This is a genomic window from Phormidesmis priestleyi BC1401, from assembly GCF_001650195.1.
Classification (GTDB): Bacteria; Cyanobacteriota; Cyanobacteriia; order Leptolyngbyales; family Leptolyngbyaceae; genus Phormidesmis_A; species Phormidesmis_A priestleyi_B.
Window position 1 is genome coordinate 22,456 of record NZ_LXYR01000003.1, and the last position, 18,644, is coordinate 41,099.

Below are 18,644 nucleotides of genomic sequence, written 5' to 3' on the forward strand. Positions count from 1 at the left end.
TCTGTCCCCCTCACTTCTTGATTCATGTCTTTTAATATTTCTGCTTGGTCAATCCGCAATCCGATTCCAACGATCGTTCTATTTGTCATTCTGACGTTAGCAGGACTGATTGCATTCCCGTTGTTAGGCATCAACGACAACCCCAATGTCGATATTCCGGCTGTGACAGTGACGGTCACTCAACCGGGGGCTGACCCATCCGAGTTAGAATCACAGATTACTAAAAAAGTTGAAGATGCAGTTGCGAGCTTAGGCAACATTGATGACATTACTTCGACCATTAACGATGGCGTTTCTAATACAGTTATCAACTTTGTGTTGGGAACGAACACCGATCGGGCAACCAATGATGTCAGAAATGCTGTGTCTCAGATTCGGCAAAATTTGCCCCAGGACATTAACGAACCTGTTATTAAGCGCTTAGAATTTGCGAGTGGTGGACCGATTACCACCTATGCGGTTTCGTCAGATCAGCGATCGGTGACCGAACTGAGTAACTTAGTCGATCAAACCATCAGCCGAGCCGTCTTAGCCGTTCCAGGAGTCGCCCAAATTCAGCGAGTGGGAGGAGTCGATCGCGAAGTGCGCGTCAATCTGAACCCCGATCGACTACAGGCTTTAGGCATCACCGCCACGCAAGTCAACGATCAAGTCCGCACATTTAACACCAATCTGTCGGGCGGACGGGGCAACGTCGGCGGCAGTGAGCAAAGCATCCGCACGTTGGGCAGTAGCGCCAGTGTGCAAACGCTTCAAGATCTGCAAATCACGCTGCCCAAAGGAGGCTATGCCCCTCTTTCTAGTCTGGGAACCGTCACCGACGGGACGGCAGACCCTCGCCAAATAGCACGGCTGAATAACCAGCCTGCGGTCGTCTTCTCAGTCCTGCGGAGTTCGGGCACGACGCTGGTTTCGGTCGAAGAAGCGGTGCGGGCTGCTCTTGAGAAACTGCAAACGACGCTGCCCCAAGACATCAAGCTGAGGCTAATCAATAACGTTCAGGCAGACTATATTCGAGAGTCGTTTACCGCCTCGATCGATGCCGTGATATTCGGGGCAGCGTTGGCAGTCGTCACGATTTGGCTATTTCTACGAGACTGGCGAGCAACGCTGATTACTGCTGTTGCGCTGCCGCTCTCACTGATTCCAACCTTCGCCGTGATGAAAGCGTTGGACTACACGCTAAACGATCTGACTCTCTTGGGACTAGCCCTTGTAGTTGGCATTCTTGTGGATGACGCGATCGTCGAAATTGAAAATATTGAACGTCACATGCAGATGGGCAAATCAGCCTATCGAGCCGCGATCGATGCCTCCGATGAGATTGGTTTAGCGGTCGTCGCCACCACGTTTACGATCGTCGCCGTGTTTGGACCCGTCGCCTTCATGACAGGCATCACCGGACAGTTCTTCCGTCCGTTTGGCATCACTGTGGCAGCATCGGTTCTCTTCTCGCTGTTGGTTGCCCGAATGGTCACACCATTGATGGCGGCTTACTTGATGAAGGATCATGCAAAAGCCCCCAAAGAAGATCGCCTCTCGGCTCAATATCGTCGCCTGCTCACCTGGTCAATCAAGCATCGACTGGTGACATTATCGGTGGCGATCGTGTTTCTGATCAGCAGCCTAAGTCTGGTGCCTAAAATCCCGGTTGGGCTGTTCTCAAACCCTGATGTCAGCTTATCGACGATCTCGATGCAACTGCCGCCCGGTTCGACCATTGAAGACACCGATCGAGCGACTCAACAGTTGACGACTCTGCTGCTGCAACATCCTGCCGTTGAGGGTGTGCAAACCAGTGAATCGATCGCAAAATCGACGCTCTATGCCAAACTCAAGCCCAAGTCAGAACGTAAGATGACTCGCAAAGAGTTTGAAGATCAGATTCGTCCCATGTTTGCTCAAGTGCCAGGGTCACGCATCAGCTTTGTCAAAGGCGGACCGGGCGGCGGATCGAAAGAAGTCGCGATCGTGCTTAAAAGCGAAATTCCGGCAGCGTTGACTCAAGCTGCAAACGAGCTAGAAAAGCAAATGCGCCAAATTTCAGGATTGGTGGAAGTCACGTCTAGCGCCAGCTTAGTCAAGCCAGAAATCCTGATCACGCCTGACCCAGCACGAGCCGCCGACCAAGGCATCACCGTTCAGCAGATTGCCCGAACTGCGAACCTGGCAACGCTGGGAGACTTTGATGCAAACCTGGCAAAATTTGACTTGCCCGATCGTCAGATTCCGATTCGCGTTCAGCTAGATCCCAAGTCACGTAACAACATTGAGACCATTAGAAGTCTGCAAGTTCAAAACAAAAGTGGGGTGTTAGTGCCCTTGCAAACCGTTGCAGACATCAGCTTCGGCAGCGGTCCGTCTCAGATCGATCGCTACAACCGATCGCGGAATATCTCGGTCGAAGCCAACCTCAAAGGGTTAGCGCTCGGCGACGCATTAGCCAAAATCAACCAGTTACCGATTTTGAAATCTCTGCCAGCCGGGGTGACGAGAGAAAACTTCGGCAACGCGAAAATTCTCGGTCAAGTCTTTGGCAACTTTGGCGGCGCACTGCTAGCGGCGGTTGTCTTCATCTACGCAGTGTTGGTGTTGCTGTTTAACGATTTTCTGCATCCGCTCACGATTATGGTGGCGTTGCCATTCTCGATCGGCGGTGCCATGCTTGGGCTGCTGATCACCCACAAAGAACTGGGACTGATCGCTCTCATTGGAGTCGTCTTGCTCTTGGGTCTGGTGACCAAAAACTCGATTCTGCTAGTCGATTATGCGTTGATTAACCAGAGAGAAGGTAAGCCGACTTATCACGCAGTCATTGATTCTGGAGTTGCGAGATTGCGTCCGATTTTGATGACCACGATCGCCATGATTGCGGGCATGATTCCGATCGCGATGGGCATTGGGGCAGGATCTGAGTCGAGAAGCCCGATGGCGATTGCTGTGATTGGAGGTCTGCTCACCTCAACGCTGCTGACGCTGGTCGTTGTTCCAGTAATCTTTACGTATATCGATCGTTGGCAAGCCGTCATTTTTGGAAAGCTGCTCAAAGGCTCAATGAAGCGACGGTCAGAAGACTCGATCGTCGCCAATGGTCAACCGAGCAGTTTTTCCGCTCACAAGTAGATGTATAATGGCTAGATAGCTAGTCGCGGGTATAGTTTAGTGGCAAAATGAATGCTTCCCAAGCATTAGTTGCGAGTTCGATTCTCGCTACCCGCTTATTTAAGTCAAGTCCCTCGCAAATCCTGAAAGCGACTGAGCACACTTTTAGGACTTTGTTGTATGGGATATTTTTCGAGAACCTATTCCTATCATGCGTTTCAAATTCATCTCTCTCACTTGAAGCAAGAGCCGAGTATTGACAGACGCAGACTCATACGCTAGATTAGTCAAGGTTGTGAAATACGCCCCCATCGTCTAGAGGCCTAGGACACCTCCCTTTCACGGAGGCGACGGGGATTCGAATTCCCCTGGGGGTATGTAGCAAAATGTAAGAAGGGCAAGACTTTTATCGGTCTTGCCCTCTTTGTTTTTGGCAATTTCTTCTCTTTGACAACCCAGAGCTACGCTAGTTCTACATTAGAGGATTTGGAATGGTCAATTCGAAGGTCGAGGACATCATCAATAAGAGTGGAAATAATTTTCATTGCAAAGTCATTAATTATCTGAAAAAAAAGGGGTGGCAAATTCTCGTAAGCCCCTACTACATGGATGGTGCAACTAACAAGCCTCGTGAAATCGACTTAATTGCAGAAAAAGTGTTTACCAATGAAGGTGAACAAGGCTTCCCTAGGGCTGTGGTCGTCAAGCTATTCATTGAGTGCAAATATATTCCTCAGCCAAATGTATTTTGGTTCAGCGAGAAAGATCATGTTTCAGCAAAAAAGTGGGTCATTGACAATACGCCTTTACCCGCAGACAACATCTTTACTAACCACCACCATTATCTCGCCTCAGAATCTAGGAAGGTGGCTAAGCTGTTTTCCGGTGAGAGCAGGCAAAATACTGAAAATGAGGTAATCTATAAAGCCTTGAATCAGAGCCTAAACGCTATGGTTTATCTTAGAGGGCAGGAAGTTAGTCGAGAATCCATCTGGCAAACTGAACATAGGTTCGGGATACTCCCACCTACTATTGAGATGCCCGTCATTGTTTGTAACAGCTTTGCTGATTTTCATCGCGTTGACATGGAAGACTTAGGTGCTCCAAAGCCTATCGATACTAATTTTCAACTTGAAGTAAACTACGCATACATAGACCAGGACAAGAGCCACAAGACGGAATACTTTTTAATTGACATTGTCGCTTTTGATAAATTAGACGATTTTTTGGACGTTCTTGAAGATGATAAAAAAGCCATATTTTCGATTTTCACCTGAGAGCCTCACGTAGCTGATTTTCTGAGCAAGAGTGTCTCAGAGACAATTCCTACTACACGAGAAGTTGGGGTATCGATGCAACAACGCCCTTTGAATTGACTTCGAGTTCCTCTGGGGGTATGTAGCAAAATGTAAGAAGGGCAAGACTTTATCGGTCTTGCCCTTCTTCTTTTTTTGGTGAAATTCTCCTCGCTGGCGGCTGCGGTCGATCGCTCCAGTTAAATATTCTGGACACAAACTCTTGAACTTCACCTAATCGTTAGAAAGATTTTTGACAATGTTGGTCAAATTTAACCCTCGTCTCAGCCCTTTGAAGAATGGCAGAATAATGAACCACCTCTAGGATGAAAGCGGTCTACTCAGAAAATGTGGAGAGCCAGCCAATGTCGCTGATTAAATTAGAAGATTTTTATCCTGCCTATCGCGAAGGACATTCTGACAGTAAATCTGAGATCAAGAGTTTTGAAGTTTGCACTCAAGGGGGCAAAAAGGTCGGCTCGGTAACTGATATTTTAGTGGACGAGCAACAGGGACGGTTTCGGTATTTAGTGGTTGATATGGGTTTGTCGGGCTTCGGCAAGAAAGCGCTACTTCCGATCGGGCTAGCCCACATTAACTACACCGATCATCGAGTCTATGTGGAGGGCTTGAGCAAAGGGCAAATCGAACGCTTACCTGATCTTCATGACCTAGAGCGGGTTGACTATCACTATGAAGAACAGGTGCGAGATGTTTATCGCCCGACGACCCCAGCAAGTGTGGCTCAGGGCACGACGAAAGGAGTTTCTCACTATGAGCAAGACCCCAATCTATATGCTGTGAATGACACTCAGCACCAGTCTTTGAAGCTGTATGAGGAACGATTGATTGCTAGTAAGCAACGGCAAAAGACGGGAGAAGTCGCGATCGAGAAGCACGTTGAGACAAAGACGGCGCGGGTGTCGGTTCCGGTTGAGAAAGAGCGGGTGGTGATTGAGAGAGTGACTCCGATGGGTGGGGCGGCGATCGCTCCTGGGACGGCTTTTCAGGAGGGGGAAGTGGCTCGGATGGAGGTTTATGAGGAGACCCCTGACATTCATAAGGAGGCATTTGTGCGCGAGGAAGTTCGGGTCACGAAAGTCGTCGATCAAGATACGGTGATGGCTGAAGAAACGCTGCGACGTGAAGAATTGGAGGTGAATACGCAGGGTCACCCAGCCGTGGATCAAGAGCGGTAGGTTAGGGAGGCTTTGAGCTGAAACCTGCTTAACGGTGTCGATTGATTTGTAGCCAAACGCTTAATAAGCGATATCGGACTCCCTGATGAAAATCGCTATGCGCTGATTCGGCAAATCCGCGATCGAGGTGAACGATTCCGGCGATCGCGGCTGGATTTCAGCAGCATTTAGCCAAGTCATTTAACCCCGACGAATTAGGGGCGATCGTCGCCAGCCTAGTCAACCACCCACCGTAGGGACGTTTCGGTGGAACGTCTCTCCAACAATCGCCCCACAATCACTTATTAATCAACGACGATCGCGGCTTCGTTTGCCCAACACGATCGTCTCATAGACTGTCCTATACTTCAGTCTAAAAGTTGCATCTATCGGTAGAGGGTTAAACAGGAGTACCCACTTATCTTAAAGGTAGATTTCCAGTCGAATTTCTACACTCGGCACTTTACATTTTGTTTGTATGCATGAACTGGTTCAAGCTGTTTTAGACAGCGACGAAAAAACGGCTCTCCATCAGGTGATCAATGCGCTTACCACTTCAGAAAAGCGCTACTTCCTGAGAACCGAGATTCTACAGACATTTGCAAATTATTGTCACAATGCTCAAAAGCCCGCCTACTTCTTTCACGCCTCCTCGATCGGAGAACTCATGCATCATACCCATGAGATGATTTTTCAAGAAGGAGAAACCTGGTTTTTGCTGCGTCCGTGGATTGGCAGCCAACAGATTTGGCGATTGAGCGCTGATTTAAGCAGATTTGATCAAATGACCCCCGAAGCGTTGTTAGACGTGCGCGATCGCTTTGTCGATCGTGCTCAGTCTCGCATTCTAGAACTTGATCTGCGCCCATTCTATAAAGATTCACCAACCATTCGCGATCCGAGGAGTATCGGACAAGGGTTAGCGTTTCTCAATCATTATTTGTGCGACGAATTACTCAATGATTCGGCTTATTGGCTAGAGGCGCTGTTCAACGTGCTGCATCAGAGCCACTATGAATCGATCGAGCTATTGATCAACGATCAGATTCACTCTGGTCAAGAGATGGCTGAACAGGTCAAACAGGCATTGCGCTTTTTGAAAGTGCGATCGAACGATGAACTTTATAGCGAGGTGCATGAGCAACTACAAGAATTAGGGTTTGAGCCGGGATGGGGCAACACAGCCGGACGCGCCTCTGAGACATTGGAATTGCTCGATCGGCTGATCACCAGCCCCGAACCTGCCATTCTAGAAGCCTTTGTGAGCCGCATCCCAGCCACGTTTCGAGTTGTGCTGGTCTCGATTCATGGATGGATTGGGCAAGAAAGCGTGCTAGGGCGACCCGAAACTACGGGACAGGTTGCCTATGTGCTAGATCAAGCTCGAAGCTTAGAAAATAAACTGCGAGAAGACATTCAGCTTGCGGGGTTAGACTTGCTGAATATTCAGCCGCAGGTGTTGATTTTGACGCGCTTGATTCCTAACTGTGAGGGCACTCAGTGCGGGGTGCGGCTCGAAAAAGTAGACGACACCGAAAACGCCTGGATTTTGCGGGTGCCGTTTCGAGAGTTCAACCCCAAAGTCACCCAAAACTGGATTTCTAAATATGAGATTTGGGGCTATTTAGAGACGTTTGCGATCGATGCCGAAGCTGCCATTCTCAAACAACTCGGCACCAGCCCAAATTTAATTATCGGCAACTATAGCGATGGCAATTTAGTTGCATTTCTATTATCGCGTCGTCTCAAATCGATTTACTGCACCATTGCTCATTCTCTCGAAAAACCAAAGCGGCTATTCAGCAATCTCTATTGGCAAGACCTTGAAGATCAGTATCATTTTTCCGCGCAATTTACGGCAGATTTGATTAGCATGAATGCGGCGGATTTTATTGTCACGTCGTCTTATCAAGAGATTGTAGGGACTCCCGAAGCGATGGGTCAATACGAGTCATACAAATGCTTTACAATGCCGCAGCTTTATCACACAGTTGATGGCATTGACTTGTTTAGCCCCAAATTTAATCGAGTTCCGCCAGGGGTGAATGAGAAATCTTTCTTTCCCTACAGTCAGGCGGACGATCGCAATTCTGGGTTGCAGAGCCGCATCTATGATTTGCTGTTTACGCGTCAAGATCAGACGACGATCGGGTCACTCGCTGATCTCAATAAGCGACCGATTTTGGCACTCGCGCCGATGACCCCGATCAAGAATCTAGCTGGACTGGCAGAATGTTTTGGCAAAAGTCAGGAACTCCAAAACCACTGCAACTTAATTCTAGTCACCAATAATCTCGACCTGGGGCAGACGACGAGTTTTGCAGTAGCGGAGGAAATTAAAAAGCTGTACGCCATTTTAGGTCAGTATCACCTGCACGATCGCGTCCGGGTGATTGGGATGAACTTCACCAGCATAGAGTTGGGCGAAATCTATCGGGCGATCGCCGATCGTCAAGGCGTATATGTGCAGCCTGCCCACTTTGAAGCATTTGGACGCACTATTTTAGAGGCGATGATTTCGGGGTTGCCGACCTTTGCGACTCAGTTTGGCGGCGCGTTGGAAATTATTCACGATAAAGACAACGGATTCCATATTAATCCCATGAATCACGAAGAAATGGCTGAGGAGATCCTGGGTTTTGTAACTCAATGTGAAACCGAGCCGCAACACTGGCAGACCATTTCCGATCGAGCCATCAAACGGGTGCAAGAGCAATATAACTGGAAGTTACATACCCAACAACTTCTCTTGCTAGCGAAAACTTATGGCTTTTGGAGCTATGTATCACGCGACGATCGGGAAGCCCTATTGCAATATCTAGACGCGCTATTCTACCTCCTGTATAAGCCAAGAGCCGACTTGATTTTAGAAGCGCATATGCGGCGCTAGGAGTCGAAATACCCTCACCCCAGCCCTCTCCCTAGGGAGAGGGCGCAAGAGTCTAGTTTTCCGTCTCCCCAGGGAGGGGGAGCAAGAGTCTAGTTCCCCTTCTCCCTGGGGAGAAGGGGTTAGGGGATGAGGGCAAAGACTGAGCCGCAGACCGACCATCTCTCTATAAACCTCCCCAACCCACTGTCGTGACGATGGCTAACCCAGTTTCTGCTTCACCGTTTATCTACAAAGACTGGCTTTTGATCGAGCCTGACTTTGATCCTGCTCAACTGCATCACCGAGAAACCGTGTTTACGATCGGCAACGGCTATCTAGGAACGCGCGGCACCTTTGAGGAAGGCTATCCTCGTGCATCTCCGTCTACCTTGATCAACGGCGTGTATGATAGCGTCCCGGTGATGTATACCGAGTTGGTCAATTGCCCCGACTGGCTGCCGCTCGTGGTGATCGTCAACGGCGATCGCTTTCGCATGGATCAGGGCGACGTGTTGAGCTATGAGCGATCGCTGGATCTGCGGCGGGGGGTGTTGACTCGATCGGTGCGGTGGCGCAGTCCCACAAATAAAACGGTCGATCTGAAGTTTGAGCGATTTGCAAGTCTGGCAGATCAGCAAGTAGTGGCGTTGCGCTGTCAGATTACACCCGTCGATTTTGATGGCTTTATCGAAGTGCAGGCGAGCATCAATGGCTATCCTGAAAACCAGGGATTTAACCATTGGGAATGGCTCAACCAAGGCAAAACCGATCGCGGCGTTTGGCTGCAAGTTCGGACTCGTAGCTCTCGCATTGAGTTGGCAATGGCATCGGGAATCACGATCTCAGGAATCGAGGCATCGCAGCAGGTGTCGAGTGTTCCGGGCTATCCCACCTTAACGACAACCTTTATGGCGACGATGGGGCAGACGGTGACGATCGAGAATCTGCTCATCGTGTTTACTTCGCGAGAAGTCGAGTCGCCTGTGACTGCGGCACAGGAAAAACTTGCCGCTCTGCCCGACTACTCCACGGTGTTGAGCGCTCACGAGCAAGCCTGGAATCAAAACTGGGAAGCTAGCGATATTGTGATTGAAGGCGACGTGAGAGCGCAGCTTGCCGTTCGCTATAACCTGTTTCAGCTTTTGATTGCGGCTCCTCGCCATGACGATCGGGTAAGCATTCCGGCTAAAACACTGGCGGGGTTTGGATATCGTGGGCACGTTTTTTGGGACACCGAAATCTTTATTCTGCCGTTTTTCACCTACACGCAGCCTGCGATCGCCCGCAATCTTTTAAATTATCGCTATCACACTCTGCCAGGAGCGCGACGCAAGGCAGCATACTACGGCTATAAGGGCGCAATGTTTGCCTGGGAAAGTGCCGATACGGGCGATGAAGTTACGCCGCGCTGGGCATCGCCGAATGACCCGTATGCAGAAGATATTCGGATTTGGTGCCGCGATCGCGAGATTCACATCAGCGCCGACATCGCTTATGGTGCCTGGTATTACTGGAAGGCAACGGGCGACGATGCGTGGATGCGAGACTGCGGGGCAGAATTAATTCTCGACACGGCAGTGTTTTGGCGCAGTCGTGTGGAATGGAATACGAAACAGGAGCGCTATGAGATTCGCGAGGTAATCGGCGCGGATGAATATCACGAACATGATGTGCACAACAGCGCTTTTACGAATCGGATGGCGCAGTGGCATCTCGAAAAGGCAATGATTGTGTTTGATTGGTTATTTCATCACTATCCCGACAAAGCGATCGAGCTACAGAAAACGCTGCAACTCACATCTGAGCGGCGATCGCGGTGGCAAGATATCATTAACAATCTCTGGATTTCCTACGACTCGACGACGGGATTGATTGAGGAATTTGAGAACTTCTTCAAAATTGAAGACATCAAATTAGCAGACTATGAACCGCGCACCAAATCCATGCAGTCCATTTTGGGGATTGAGGGAGCCAATAAGCGGCAAGTGCTCAAACAGCCAGATGTGTTGATGCTGATTTATTTGATGCGTCAATCTCAAGAGTTTCCTTACGATCTCAAAATCCTTAAAACCAACTGGGATTATTATGCGCCGCGCACCGATATTACCTACGGGTCGTCGCTCGGACCTGCAATTCACGCGATTTTGGCATCTGATTTGGGAGACGTGCAGGAGGCATCCGATCGCTTCTGGCAAGCTGTTTTAGTAGACCTCGAAGACACGAGAGGAAACGCGTCGGAAGGCATTCATGGCGCATCGGCGGGAGGCATTTGGCAAGCCGTCGTCTGGGGATTTGGCGGCGTACAGATCACCGAAACTGGACCGGTCGCCCATCCTCATCTGCCTCCTAGCTGGACGCGCCTAAAGTTTAAGCTGCGTTGGCATGATCAATGGCATGAATTCGACTTGAAGAATGAAACTCACAGCGCAGACACAACGGAAACTATAATGACAAATCCAACCGATTCTTCAACGTCTGTGAATCAAAGTTCTTCTGATATTCGAGGGTTTATTTTTGATTTAGATGGCGTTCTCACCGACACGGCAGAGTTTCACTATCGAGCGTGGCAGCGACTCGCCGATGAGGAAGGATTACCGTTCGATCGTCAAGCCAACGAAGCGCTGCGAGGCGTGTCTCGTCGAGAGTCGTTGCTCAAAATCGTGGGCGATCGACCCTATTCTGACGCGAAACTGCAAGAAATGATGGATCGCAAAAATCACTATTATGTTGAGTCGATCCAAGACATTGCCCCAGGCGATTTGTTACCCGGAGCGCTCGATCTGCTCACAGAACTGCGACAAGCCGGAATCAAAATCGCCTTGGGTTCAGCCAGCAAAAACGCCCGTCCGGTGGTCGAAAAATTAGGCATTGCAGAATTGATGGACGCGATCGCCGATGGCTACAGTGTCGCTCAGCCGAAACCCGCCCCCGATCTCTTCCTATTTGCAGCCCAAGAGCTAGGATTACAGCCTGCTGAATGTGTGGTCGTCGAAGATGCAACGGCAGGAATCGAAGCGGCGATCGCAGCAGGAATGCGGTCGATCGGGTTAGGTCCGGTCGATCGAGTCGGAGCCGCCGATGTAGTTCTGCTCGATCTTAAAGACGTTCACTGGTCAGACCTGCAAGCAAAATTGACTGCCGCAAACTGACAACCCGTTTCTCAGGCGTGATCTGAAATTCGTCAAAAATACCTATTGGATGACAGCAGCCTTGATCGGCGGTTTCACTCCATTGTTTTTTACTCGCGTCTCAGCGCTTCTGCGAACGCGATCGCTCTTGCGGGTGCCGCCTGCCATCTCATATTCGCGGCTGTCGTTGCCATACTGTGCAGAAACGCCGTTCATCAACTGATCGAGCAAATCGCCCATGCGTCTTTCCATTGCGTCGATTTCTAGTTTTGTGGCATCAAGCTTGGCGATCGTGGTGTTGTAGTTGTTTAATTTGGTTTGCAACTGCTCGATCTGCTGCGACAAGGTTTCAAGACTGCGATCGCTACCAAAGTCCATTTTAGAATCGACCGCTCTAAGCTTGAAGATTCGCAGTTGTCCCTTGTCGAGAATGCGTGAGGTGCGCTGTAAACGTGGCATAAGATAGGTGTCCCTGTAAACAAGTTGATACTGCTAGTGTGTCTCTGCAACTATCCAAACTGGATGAGTAAATCGCGCAGAATAGGGTGTTGCTTTTAAGAGATTTTTGGAGTGGGACTGGTGATTTCCTCAACCTGAATGAGGTCGATCGGGGTTTTTACTGAAAAAATTAACCCGTTTGTGGTCATAGGGAACCCGTTTGTGGCAAATGGGTCTCTTGTCAGGGTCAACACTGCGGGATTCACGAGGAATGGGAACCCATTCGCGACGACAGAGAACCCATTTGTGATGACAGGGAACCCATTTGTGGTTACAGAGTAAGCGGAGACTACGATCGGGCTAATTGCTCGCGACACCGAAGCGAATCTTGCTGATTAAGAAAGCAACGTGAGCTTTGCGACCGAATACAATAGGGGGGCAATTGAGTGAAACCGTTATCGTATGCCCAGCTTAGAAGCGCTGCATCACCGTTTAGACCTCTTCCGAGAAGCAGGGCGCAATCTTGGACTTGATCCCTTAGTGACTCGCGAAGCGTTGGAGCGGTTGGGGGTGGAGTATCAAACTGAGTTGGTAGATGAGCTTGAGCAAGCGATCGAGGATTGTGTCTCGCGTGATAATAAGCTGATCTTCACAGGGCATCGGGGCTGTGGCAAATCGACACTGCTGGCAGAGTTGGGATTTCGTCTCAAGGAAACGAATCGGTATTTTGTAGTGATGTTTTCGATCGCGGATACGATCGAGCGGTCGGCGGTGGATCACGTCAACATTCTGTTCTCGATCGCGTTGCAATTGCTAGAAGCGTCAGAAGAGCGGGGAATTTGGCTAAAGCCAGGGATTAAAAAAGAGTTTTATCGCTGGTTGGGCAAACATACCCAGACCGAATCGAAGGCGGTTGAAGCAGAGATTGAGGCAAGTACGGAAACGACGGTAAAGGCGGGGATTCCGGTGATTCTGGAGTTTCTAGCAAAGGTCAGGTCAAAGCTAAAAATCAATTCGGTGATTCGGCAAGAGATCTCGATCGAGTTTGCGCGTCGCACTTCAGACCTTGTGGCTCAGATCAATCAACTGCAAGTCTATATCGAGAATGCAACAGGTCAGCAAGTCTTGGTGATCATTGATGACTTAGACAAGCTGGACTTGAGCGTGACGGAGACGATTTTTAACAAGAACATTCAATCACTGCTTGACCCAAACTTACGAATCATTTACACGGTTCCGATCGCAACCCTGCGCGAGGTTTCAATCAGAACCAGCATTCAAACTTATGTGAATAAGATCCACACAATGCGAGTGGCAAAGTTTTTTAGCAAGGCAACGGTTAGAAAGACAGATCGGATGCCAGATGAGTCTTGTGTCGAGGTGTTTGCGAAGATTCTCGATCGACGGTTGCCTTCTGAGTTGATGCAATCTGATGTGAAGCGACAGATCATTCTGCTGAGTGGTGGCGTGTTGCGAGAGTTGATTCGGATCAGTGATCGATGTTGCGACAAGGCGATGCAGAGCCTTCGCGGACAGATTCGGCGGCAGCGATTGGATCAGCCTGATGTCATTGTGGATCAGTCGATTCTGAATGAAGTCGTAACGGAGCTACAGCTTGAGTATGCGGAACCATTGGGACAGGTGGATTTTGAGGCGTTAAAGTTAATCTACACGGAGTTTAAGCCCAAGGATACTGAGAACCAACGATTTTTGGTTTTGCTGCACGGGCTGTATGTGTTGGAGTATCGCAATGCGCTGCTTTGGTATGACTTAAATCCACTGGTGCGAGATTTGCTAGTGCAGGAGGGGATATTAGATGTCGCAAGCTCTTGAGCCGCTCACGTCAGAGAATGAAGCAACCTATGAGAGTCTGATTTCGCTGATTGAGAACAATCAAGATCGATTGGCATTGATCATTGTGGCGTGTGATGATTTGCGGCTGCGGCAGCGGGTGGTCGATCGATATGAGGCAGAGGCGCGACAGACGAAAATTCGATCGTATCGGATTGTGTTGGGGAAAGAACCGAGTTTGCGATCGGAGTTAGCGAAGTTAGCACTGCGGCAGGGGGATGCGGCGGTAGTGACAGTGACAGGGGCAGAGTGGTTGCTGCGAGTGAAGATGCGGGAGGGAGAAGAGCAGAGCGACCTCGATAAGTTTTTTGGGTATTTGCAGTGGACGCGGGAAGGGTTGCGAGAGTTTCGGGTGCCGATCGTGCTGTGGGTGACGCATCGGATCTTGCGAGAGATCAGCCGACAAGCGCCGGACTTTTGGAGTTGGCGAAAAGCGGTGCTGCGGTTTGCCTCGCAGGAAGCAGAGCCGATTCCGGTTTGGAATGAGGAACGATTGCAGCGACCGCAATCTCAGCCAGATGATGAGTTTCTGCCGCCGCTAGAAGAGTTGCTCTCAGAGATTGAATCATTAGAGTCAAGCTCACCAGAGTCGCCGAATCTAGCAACGCTCTACGATCAACTAGGACAAGTCTATGCAAACCGGATTAAAAGTGGCAAAACAGTAAATTTAGAACAAGAAAGACAACAAGCGATCGATGCTTTTCAGAATGCAATCGATCGACATCAGCAACTAAACAATCAATCTGATCTTGTAGGTGTGTTGCTAAGGTTTGGTAACTTTCTAGAGAGTCAATCTCGTTATGAGGATGCGATTGTAGCTTATCAACAGTCCCTAGAGATTGCACGGGAGATTCGTAACGGCGAAGCGGCTTCCCTCAACAATTTGGGCATCGTCTACAAGGCATTAGGACAGTACGCACGGGCGATCGAGTTTTATCAACAGTCCTTAGAGATTGATCGTGAGATTGGCGATCGTAGTGGCGAAGCGACTTCCCTCAACAATTTGGGCAATGCCTACCGTTTGTTAGGACAGTACGCACGGGCGATCGAGCTTCATCAAAAGTCCTTAGAAATTCAGCGTGAGATTGGCGATCGCAGAGGCGAGGCGAACTCCCTCAACAATTTGGGCAATGCCTACTCTTCGTTAAGACAGTATGCACGGGCGATCGAGTTCCATCAACAGTCCTTAGAAATTCAGCGTGAGATTGGCGATCGCAGAGGCGAAGCGAGTTCCCTCCTGGGCTTAGGTAATGCCTACTATTCATCAGAACAGTATGCACGGGCGATTAAGTTTCATCAACAGTCCTTAGAGATTGCGCGTGACATTGGCAACCGTAGCGACGAAGCGGCTTCCCTTGGTAATTTGGGACTTGCCTACTATTTATTAGGACAGTCCGCACAGGCGATCGAGTTTTATCAACAGTCCTTGGAGATTGCACGTGACATTGACGACCGTAGCGGTGAAGCGTCTTCCCTTGGTAATTTGGGACTTGCCTACTATTCATTAGGACAGTACGCACAGGCGATCGAGTTTCATCAACAGTCCTTAGAGATGAAGCGTGATATCGGCGATCGCAACGGCGAAGCGGGTTCCCTCATGGGTTTGGGCAATGCCTACTATTCACTAGGACAGTACCAAAGAGCGATCGAACTTTATCAACAGTCTTTAGAGATCAAGCGCGACATTGGCGATCGCAACGGCGAAGCGTCTTCCCTCATGGGTTTGGGCAACGCCTACGGTTCGTTAGAACAGTACTCACAGGCGATCGAGTTTTATCAACAGTCCTTGGAGATTGCACGTGACATTGACGACCGTAGCGGCGAAGCGGCTTCCCTTGGTAATTTGGGACTTGCCTACTATTCATTAGGACAGTACGCACAGGCGATCGAGTTTCATCAACAGTCCTTAGAGATGAAGCGTGATATCGGCGATCGCAACGGCGAAGCGTCTTCCCTCATGAATTTGGGCAATGTCTACTATTCGTTAGGGCAGTACCAAAGAGCGATCGAGTTTTATCAAGAGTCTTTAGAGACGATGCGTGACATCGGCGATCGCAACGGCGAAGCGTCTTCCCTCATGGGTTTGGGCAACGCCTACGGTTCGTTAGAACAGTACTCACAGGCGATCGAGTTTTATCAACAGTCTTTAGAGACGATGCGTGACATCGGCGCTTACAATGGCGAGGCGAAAGTCCTCGGCAATTTGGGCACTGCCTACCGTTCGTTAGGACAGTACCCACAGGCGATCGAGTTTTATCAACAGTCCTTAGACATGATGCGCGACATCGGCGATCGCAACGGCGAAGCAAATTCTCTTTGGAATCTGAGTAATATCTATCAACGGCGAGGGCAATTTAAGCGCTCCCGTAGTTATCGACATCTGACATATCTGATCTGGCAAGAGTTAGACCTCCCGCTCGAAGCACTTCCGTACCCTGGGTTTCAGAAACGACTGCTTCGGCATCTCGGTGATGATTGGATTAAACAACAGATCGAGAACGAGCAAAACTTAGCCTGGTTCATAGATACGATCAGTCTGATTGTCTTCTTGATTCGCTGGCTCTTTTCCCCAATTCGATGGATACAGAGACGACTGCGCCCCAAAAGTAGCTGAAATACCTCTGGTTCTGCGTTGGGCTTGCGATCGTTCTTCTCATCGCATGGCTACGAAAATGAACAATCATCAGCCAAATCAGCGATCGTTGATACTATCAAGGCTCAATCAGCGCAAGATATAGAGATATCCTCTCGATCTCATCATCCACAATGCATATCAAAGATCTAACCATCGAAGAACTCAAAGCCTTAATTCGAGAAACTGTCCTAGAGACTCTTGAAGAACTTCTTGACGATCCTGATGAAGGCAAAGAAATGCGTCCCGAAGTCAAGCAGCAACTGATCGAATCCATGAGACGCACTCAAACCGGAGAACGCGGTATTCCAGCCACAGAAGTCGCCAAAAAACTTGGACTAACCTGGTAATGGCTTATTTGATCGAGTTCACTCCTGAAGCACTCCTTGGGCTAGAACAACTCAGCCAAAAAACCAAGAGCGCATTCTTCGCAAAACTCACTGGCTCATTGATAACTTTGACAGTCTCAGCCCAACCGCTCTCACAGGAAACTTAAGCGGTCTATTTAAGTTACGAGTTGGAGATTACCGAGTCCTTCATACCTTCAGCGAAGCCACCAAAACCATCACTGTGCATCTAATTGGACATCGCAGTGAGATTTATCTGTCATAGTCTAATGAAGCTGCATTCTCGGTGATTACGCCATTCACACCACTCAATGCAAACCGCGATCGTCCTTCATCGCGTGGCTACGGAAATGAACGCGATCGTCTGTGCAAGCTGCGATCGCTGTCTCCAATCCCATCGCTTCACGCCGAGCGCAGTAGACTAAAATAACCCTCAATATCCCTCGTTGATGAAACGCGAAATGGATAGTTTTCTACCTTGAAATACGAAGCTACCTTAAAACCAAGAGCAATCAAAGACCTAGCATAACTACCCTTCAACATTCAAAGGCGAATCCTTGAAAAAGTAGAACTCCTGCAAGACGACCTACAGGGCGATGTGAAACATCTAACAGACTTCACCCCAGAATATCGTCTGAGAGTCGGCGACTATCGGATTCTATTTGAAATAGAAGAAGCAGAACTTGTCATTTACCGCATCAGACATCGCAGTAAAGCCTATTCCTAGAGGAGAAACTATCGTGATTCAGCTTAACCCCGAATTTCTAAAGAAAAACGGTAAACCAGAGTTTGTGGTGTTGCCCTACGAAGAGTTTCTGCTGCTGCAAGAACTTCTTGCAGACTTGGAAGATTTACAAGACTTGAGGCAGGCAAAGCTGACCGACAAAGATGAACCCGCCGTCTCCTTGGCAGAAGCCAAGAAACGGTTGAATCTGCCCTAAGCAGTGTTGCAGGCTGCGACGACGCGACCCGAATACGCCGCCGCAAGACCCCTTAGTTTCTCTAGTTCTACGTTGGAATCACGATCGTTCTTCTCATCGCTTGGCTACGGAAATAAATGAGGTCATCTCTGTACTACTGATCGCAGTGCTAATTTAGAAGCAGATCACAGAAAGCTTTGCCATGACCCTTCAAGAACTAGAACAACACGTTCACCAACTCTCCGTCGCCGAGCGATTGTCTCTGCTCAACACCATCGCCCGATCGCTGCAACACGATCTCGCTCAACCCCAAGACCACACTCAACAAACCAAACGCGCCCTGGTTGAACAACTCCGAGGCTGCCTCAAACAACCTGGCAAACCCGCACCCACCGATGCAGAAATTGACGCTATGCGCGAACAGCGTTTAGTTGAGAAATACTTGACATGAGAATCCTGCTGGACACCAACATCATCCTTGATTTCTTCCTTGAACGTCACCCGTTTTATTCAGAAAGTAGCCAACTCTTTGAAGCGATCGCAGAAAATAGCATTGAAGGGTTTTTCTCAGGCTCAAGTGCTACAGACCTCTTCTATATTTGTAGGCGGCAAACTCAAAGTCTGGATACTGCCAGACGAATCCTTGAAATGACGCTTGCTCTTCTCTCAGCCTGTCCAGTGACCCAATCCATTCTTGAGGCAGCATTTGATTCTGGACTCCCTGACTTTGAAGATGCCGTTCAAATCGCTTGTGCGGTAGACCAAAACTTAGATGCTATCGTCACCCGCAACCCAAAAGACTTTCAAACCGACCTCATCCCAATTTTGTCGATCGCTGACCTTCTACACCAGCTAGAAAGCACAACCCAGTAAAAGGTACCAGT

General features: G+C 49.2%; 14 protein-coding genes and 2 tRNA genes. 15 read left to right on the forward strand and 1 reads right to left on the reverse strand.

Features of this window, described 5'->3' with window-relative positions; genetic code table 11:
• Window positions 1-24 precede the first annotated feature (24 nt).
• The 7 genes from A8707_RS02505 (at window position 25) to pgmB (ending at window position 11,593) form a co-directional block, all read left to right on the forward strand.
• On the forward strand, window positions 25-3,123 hold the full coding sequence (locus A8707_RS02505; protein ID WP_068814814.1) for an efflux RND transporter permease subunit: 3,099 nt from the start codon (window positions 25-27) through the stop codon (window positions 3,121-3,123).
• A 25-nt stretch (window positions 3,124-3,148) separates the two neighbouring features.
• Window positions 3,149-3,219 (forward strand) — tRNA-Gly (locus tag A8707_RS02510).
• 187 nt (window positions 3,220-3,406) lie between these two features.
• Window positions 3,407-3,479: transfer RNA gene (locus tag A8707_RS02515), tRNA-Glu, on the forward strand.
• Window positions 3,480-3,593: 114 nt separating this feature from the next.
• Window positions 3,594-4,379: a PDDEXK family nuclease gene (locus tag A8707_RS02520; RefSeq protein ID WP_068814816.1), complete on the forward strand. Its 786-nt coding sequence runs from the start codon at window positions 3,594-3,596 to the stop codon at window positions 4,377-4,379.
• Window positions 4,380-4,762: 383 nt separating this feature from the next.
• Complete coding sequence (locus tag A8707_RS02525; protein WP_068815089.1) at window positions 4,763-5,596, forward strand: DUF2382 domain-containing protein; 834 nt, start codon at window positions 4,763-4,765, stop codon at window positions 5,594-5,596.
• 457 nt (window positions 5,597-6,053) lie between these two features.
• Entirely contained in the window at window positions 6,054-8,465 is a 2,412-nt protein-coding gene (locus A8707_RS02530) for a sucrose synthase (RefSeq protein WP_068814818.1), read from the forward strand.
• A gap of 194 nt (window positions 8,466-8,659) precedes the next feature.
• Window positions 8,660-11,593 (forward strand): beta-phosphoglucomutase, encoded by a 2,934-nt coding sequence (gene pgmB / locus A8707_RS02535; RefSeq protein WP_068814820.1) that lies wholly within the window; start codon window positions 8,660-8,662, stop codon window positions 11,591-11,593.
• A gap of 42 nt (window positions 11,594-11,635) precedes the next feature.
• Here pgmB and A8707_RS02540 read toward each other — a convergent pair whose 3' ends face one another.
• Window positions 11,636-12,031: a hypothetical protein gene (locus tag A8707_RS02540; protein WP_068814821.1), complete on the reverse strand. Its 396-nt coding sequence runs from the start codon at window positions 12,029-12,031 to the stop codon at window positions 11,636-11,638.
• A 441-nt stretch (window positions 12,032-12,472) separates the two neighbouring features.
• On the opposite strand from A8707_RS02540, the gene A8707_RS02550 reads away from it, so the two are divergent.
• The 8 genes from A8707_RS02550 to A8707_RS02575 all read left to right on the forward strand — a co-directional run bounded on the left by A8707_RS02550 (window position 12,473) and on the right by A8707_RS02575 (window position 18,633).
• The gene (locus tag A8707_RS02550; RefSeq protein WP_068814825.1) at window positions 12,473-13,843 is read left to right on the forward strand and encodes a P-loop NTPase fold protein; all 1,371 of its coding nucleotides are present in this window, start codon (window positions 12,473-12,475) and stop codon (window positions 13,841-13,843) included.
• Window positions 13,827-16,475 carry a tetratricopeptide repeat protein gene (locus A8707_RS02555; RefSeq protein WP_068814827.1) on the forward strand — a complete coding sequence of 883 codons (2,649 nt, stop codon included), beginning with the start codon at window positions 13,827-13,829 and terminating at the stop codon, window positions 16,473-16,475. Before A8707_RS02550 ends, A8707_RS02555 begins: the two co-directional genes overlap by 17 nt.
• Window positions 16,476-16,627: 152 nt before the next feature.
• Window positions 16,628-16,843 carry a hypothetical protein gene (locus A8707_RS02560; RefSeq protein ID WP_068814830.1) on the forward strand — a complete coding sequence of 72 codons (216 nt, stop codon included), beginning with the start codon at window positions 16,628-16,630 and terminating at the stop codon, window positions 16,841-16,843.
• A gap of 73 nt (window positions 16,844-16,916) precedes the next feature.
• Window positions 16,917-17,105 (forward strand): type II toxin-antitoxin system RelE family toxin, encoded by a 189-nt coding sequence (locus A8707_RS30545; protein WP_197484597.1) that lies wholly within the window; start codon window positions 16,917-16,919, stop codon window positions 17,103-17,105.
• Window positions 17,106-17,393: 288 nt separating this feature from the next.
• Window positions 17,394-17,567: a type II toxin-antitoxin system RelE family toxin gene (locus A8707_RS30550; RefSeq protein WP_414858387.1), complete on the forward strand. Its 174-nt coding sequence runs from the start codon at window positions 17,394-17,396 to the stop codon at window positions 17,565-17,567.
• A 13-nt stretch (window positions 17,568-17,580) separates the two neighbouring features.
• Window positions 17,581-17,781, forward strand: coding sequence for a prevent-host-death family protein (locus A8707_RS02565; protein ID WP_068814832.1), 201 nt, complete (start codon window positions 17,581-17,583; stop codon window positions 17,779-17,781).
• Between the two features lie 181 nt (window positions 17,782-17,962).
• Window positions 17,963-18,211, forward strand: a complete 249-nt coding sequence (locus A8707_RS02570; RefSeq protein ID WP_068814834.1) for a hypothetical protein — start codon at window positions 17,963-17,965, stop codon at window positions 18,209-18,211.
• Window positions 18,208-18,633: a PIN domain-containing protein gene (locus A8707_RS02575; RefSeq protein ID WP_068814835.1), complete on the forward strand. Its 426-nt coding sequence runs from the start codon at window positions 18,208-18,210 to the stop codon at window positions 18,631-18,633. Before A8707_RS02570 ends, A8707_RS02575 begins: the two co-directional genes overlap by 4 nt.
• The last annotated feature ends 11 nt before the right edge of the window (window positions 18,634-18,644 follow it).

Excerpts from the sequence above, each read along its gene's own strand:
- A8707_RS02540 (WP_068814821.1), bottom strand. The coding sequence starts at position 12,031 with ATGCCACGTTTACAGCGCACCTCACGCATTCTCGACAAGGGACAACTG.
- A8707_RS02560 (WP_068814830.1), top strand. The coding sequence starts at position 16,628 with ATGCATATCAAAGATCTAACCATCGAAGAACTCAAAGCCTTAATTCGA.
- A8707_RS02530 (WP_068814818.1), top strand. The coding sequence starts at position 6,054 with ATGCATGAACTGGTTCAAGCTGTTTTAGACAGCGACGAAAAAACGGCT.
- A8707_RS02570 (WP_068814834.1), top strand. The coding sequence starts at position 17,963 with ATGACCCTTCAAGAACTAGAACAACACGTTCACCAACTCTCCGTCGCC.
- A8707_RS02555 (WP_068814827.1), top strand. The coding sequence starts at position 13,827 with ATGTCGCAAGCTCTTGAGCCGCTCACGTCAGAGAATGAAGCAACCTAT.
- A8707_RS02525 (WP_068815089.1), top strand. The coding sequence starts at position 4,763 with ATGTCGCTGATTAAATTAGAAGATTTTTATCCTGCCTATCGCGAAGGA.
- A8707_RS02550 (WP_068814825.1), top strand. The coding sequence starts at position 12,473 with ATGCCCAGCTTAGAAGCGCTGCATCACCGTTTAGACCTCTTCCGAGAA.
- pgmB (WP_068814820.1), top strand. The coding sequence starts at position 8,660 with ATGGCTAACCCAGTTTCTGCTTCACCGTTTATCTACAAAGACTGGCTT.
- A8707_RS02520 (WP_068814816.1), top strand. The coding sequence starts at position 3,594 with ATGGTCAATTCGAAGGTCGAGGACATCATCAATAAGAGTGGAAATAAT.
- A8707_RS02505 (WP_068814814.1), top strand. The coding sequence starts at position 25 with ATGTCTTTTAATATTTCTGCTTGGTCAATCCGCAATCCGATTCCAACG.
- A8707_RS02575 (WP_068814835.1), top strand. The coding sequence starts at position 18,208 with ATGAGAATCCTGCTGGACACCAACATCATCCTTGATTTCTTCCTTGAA.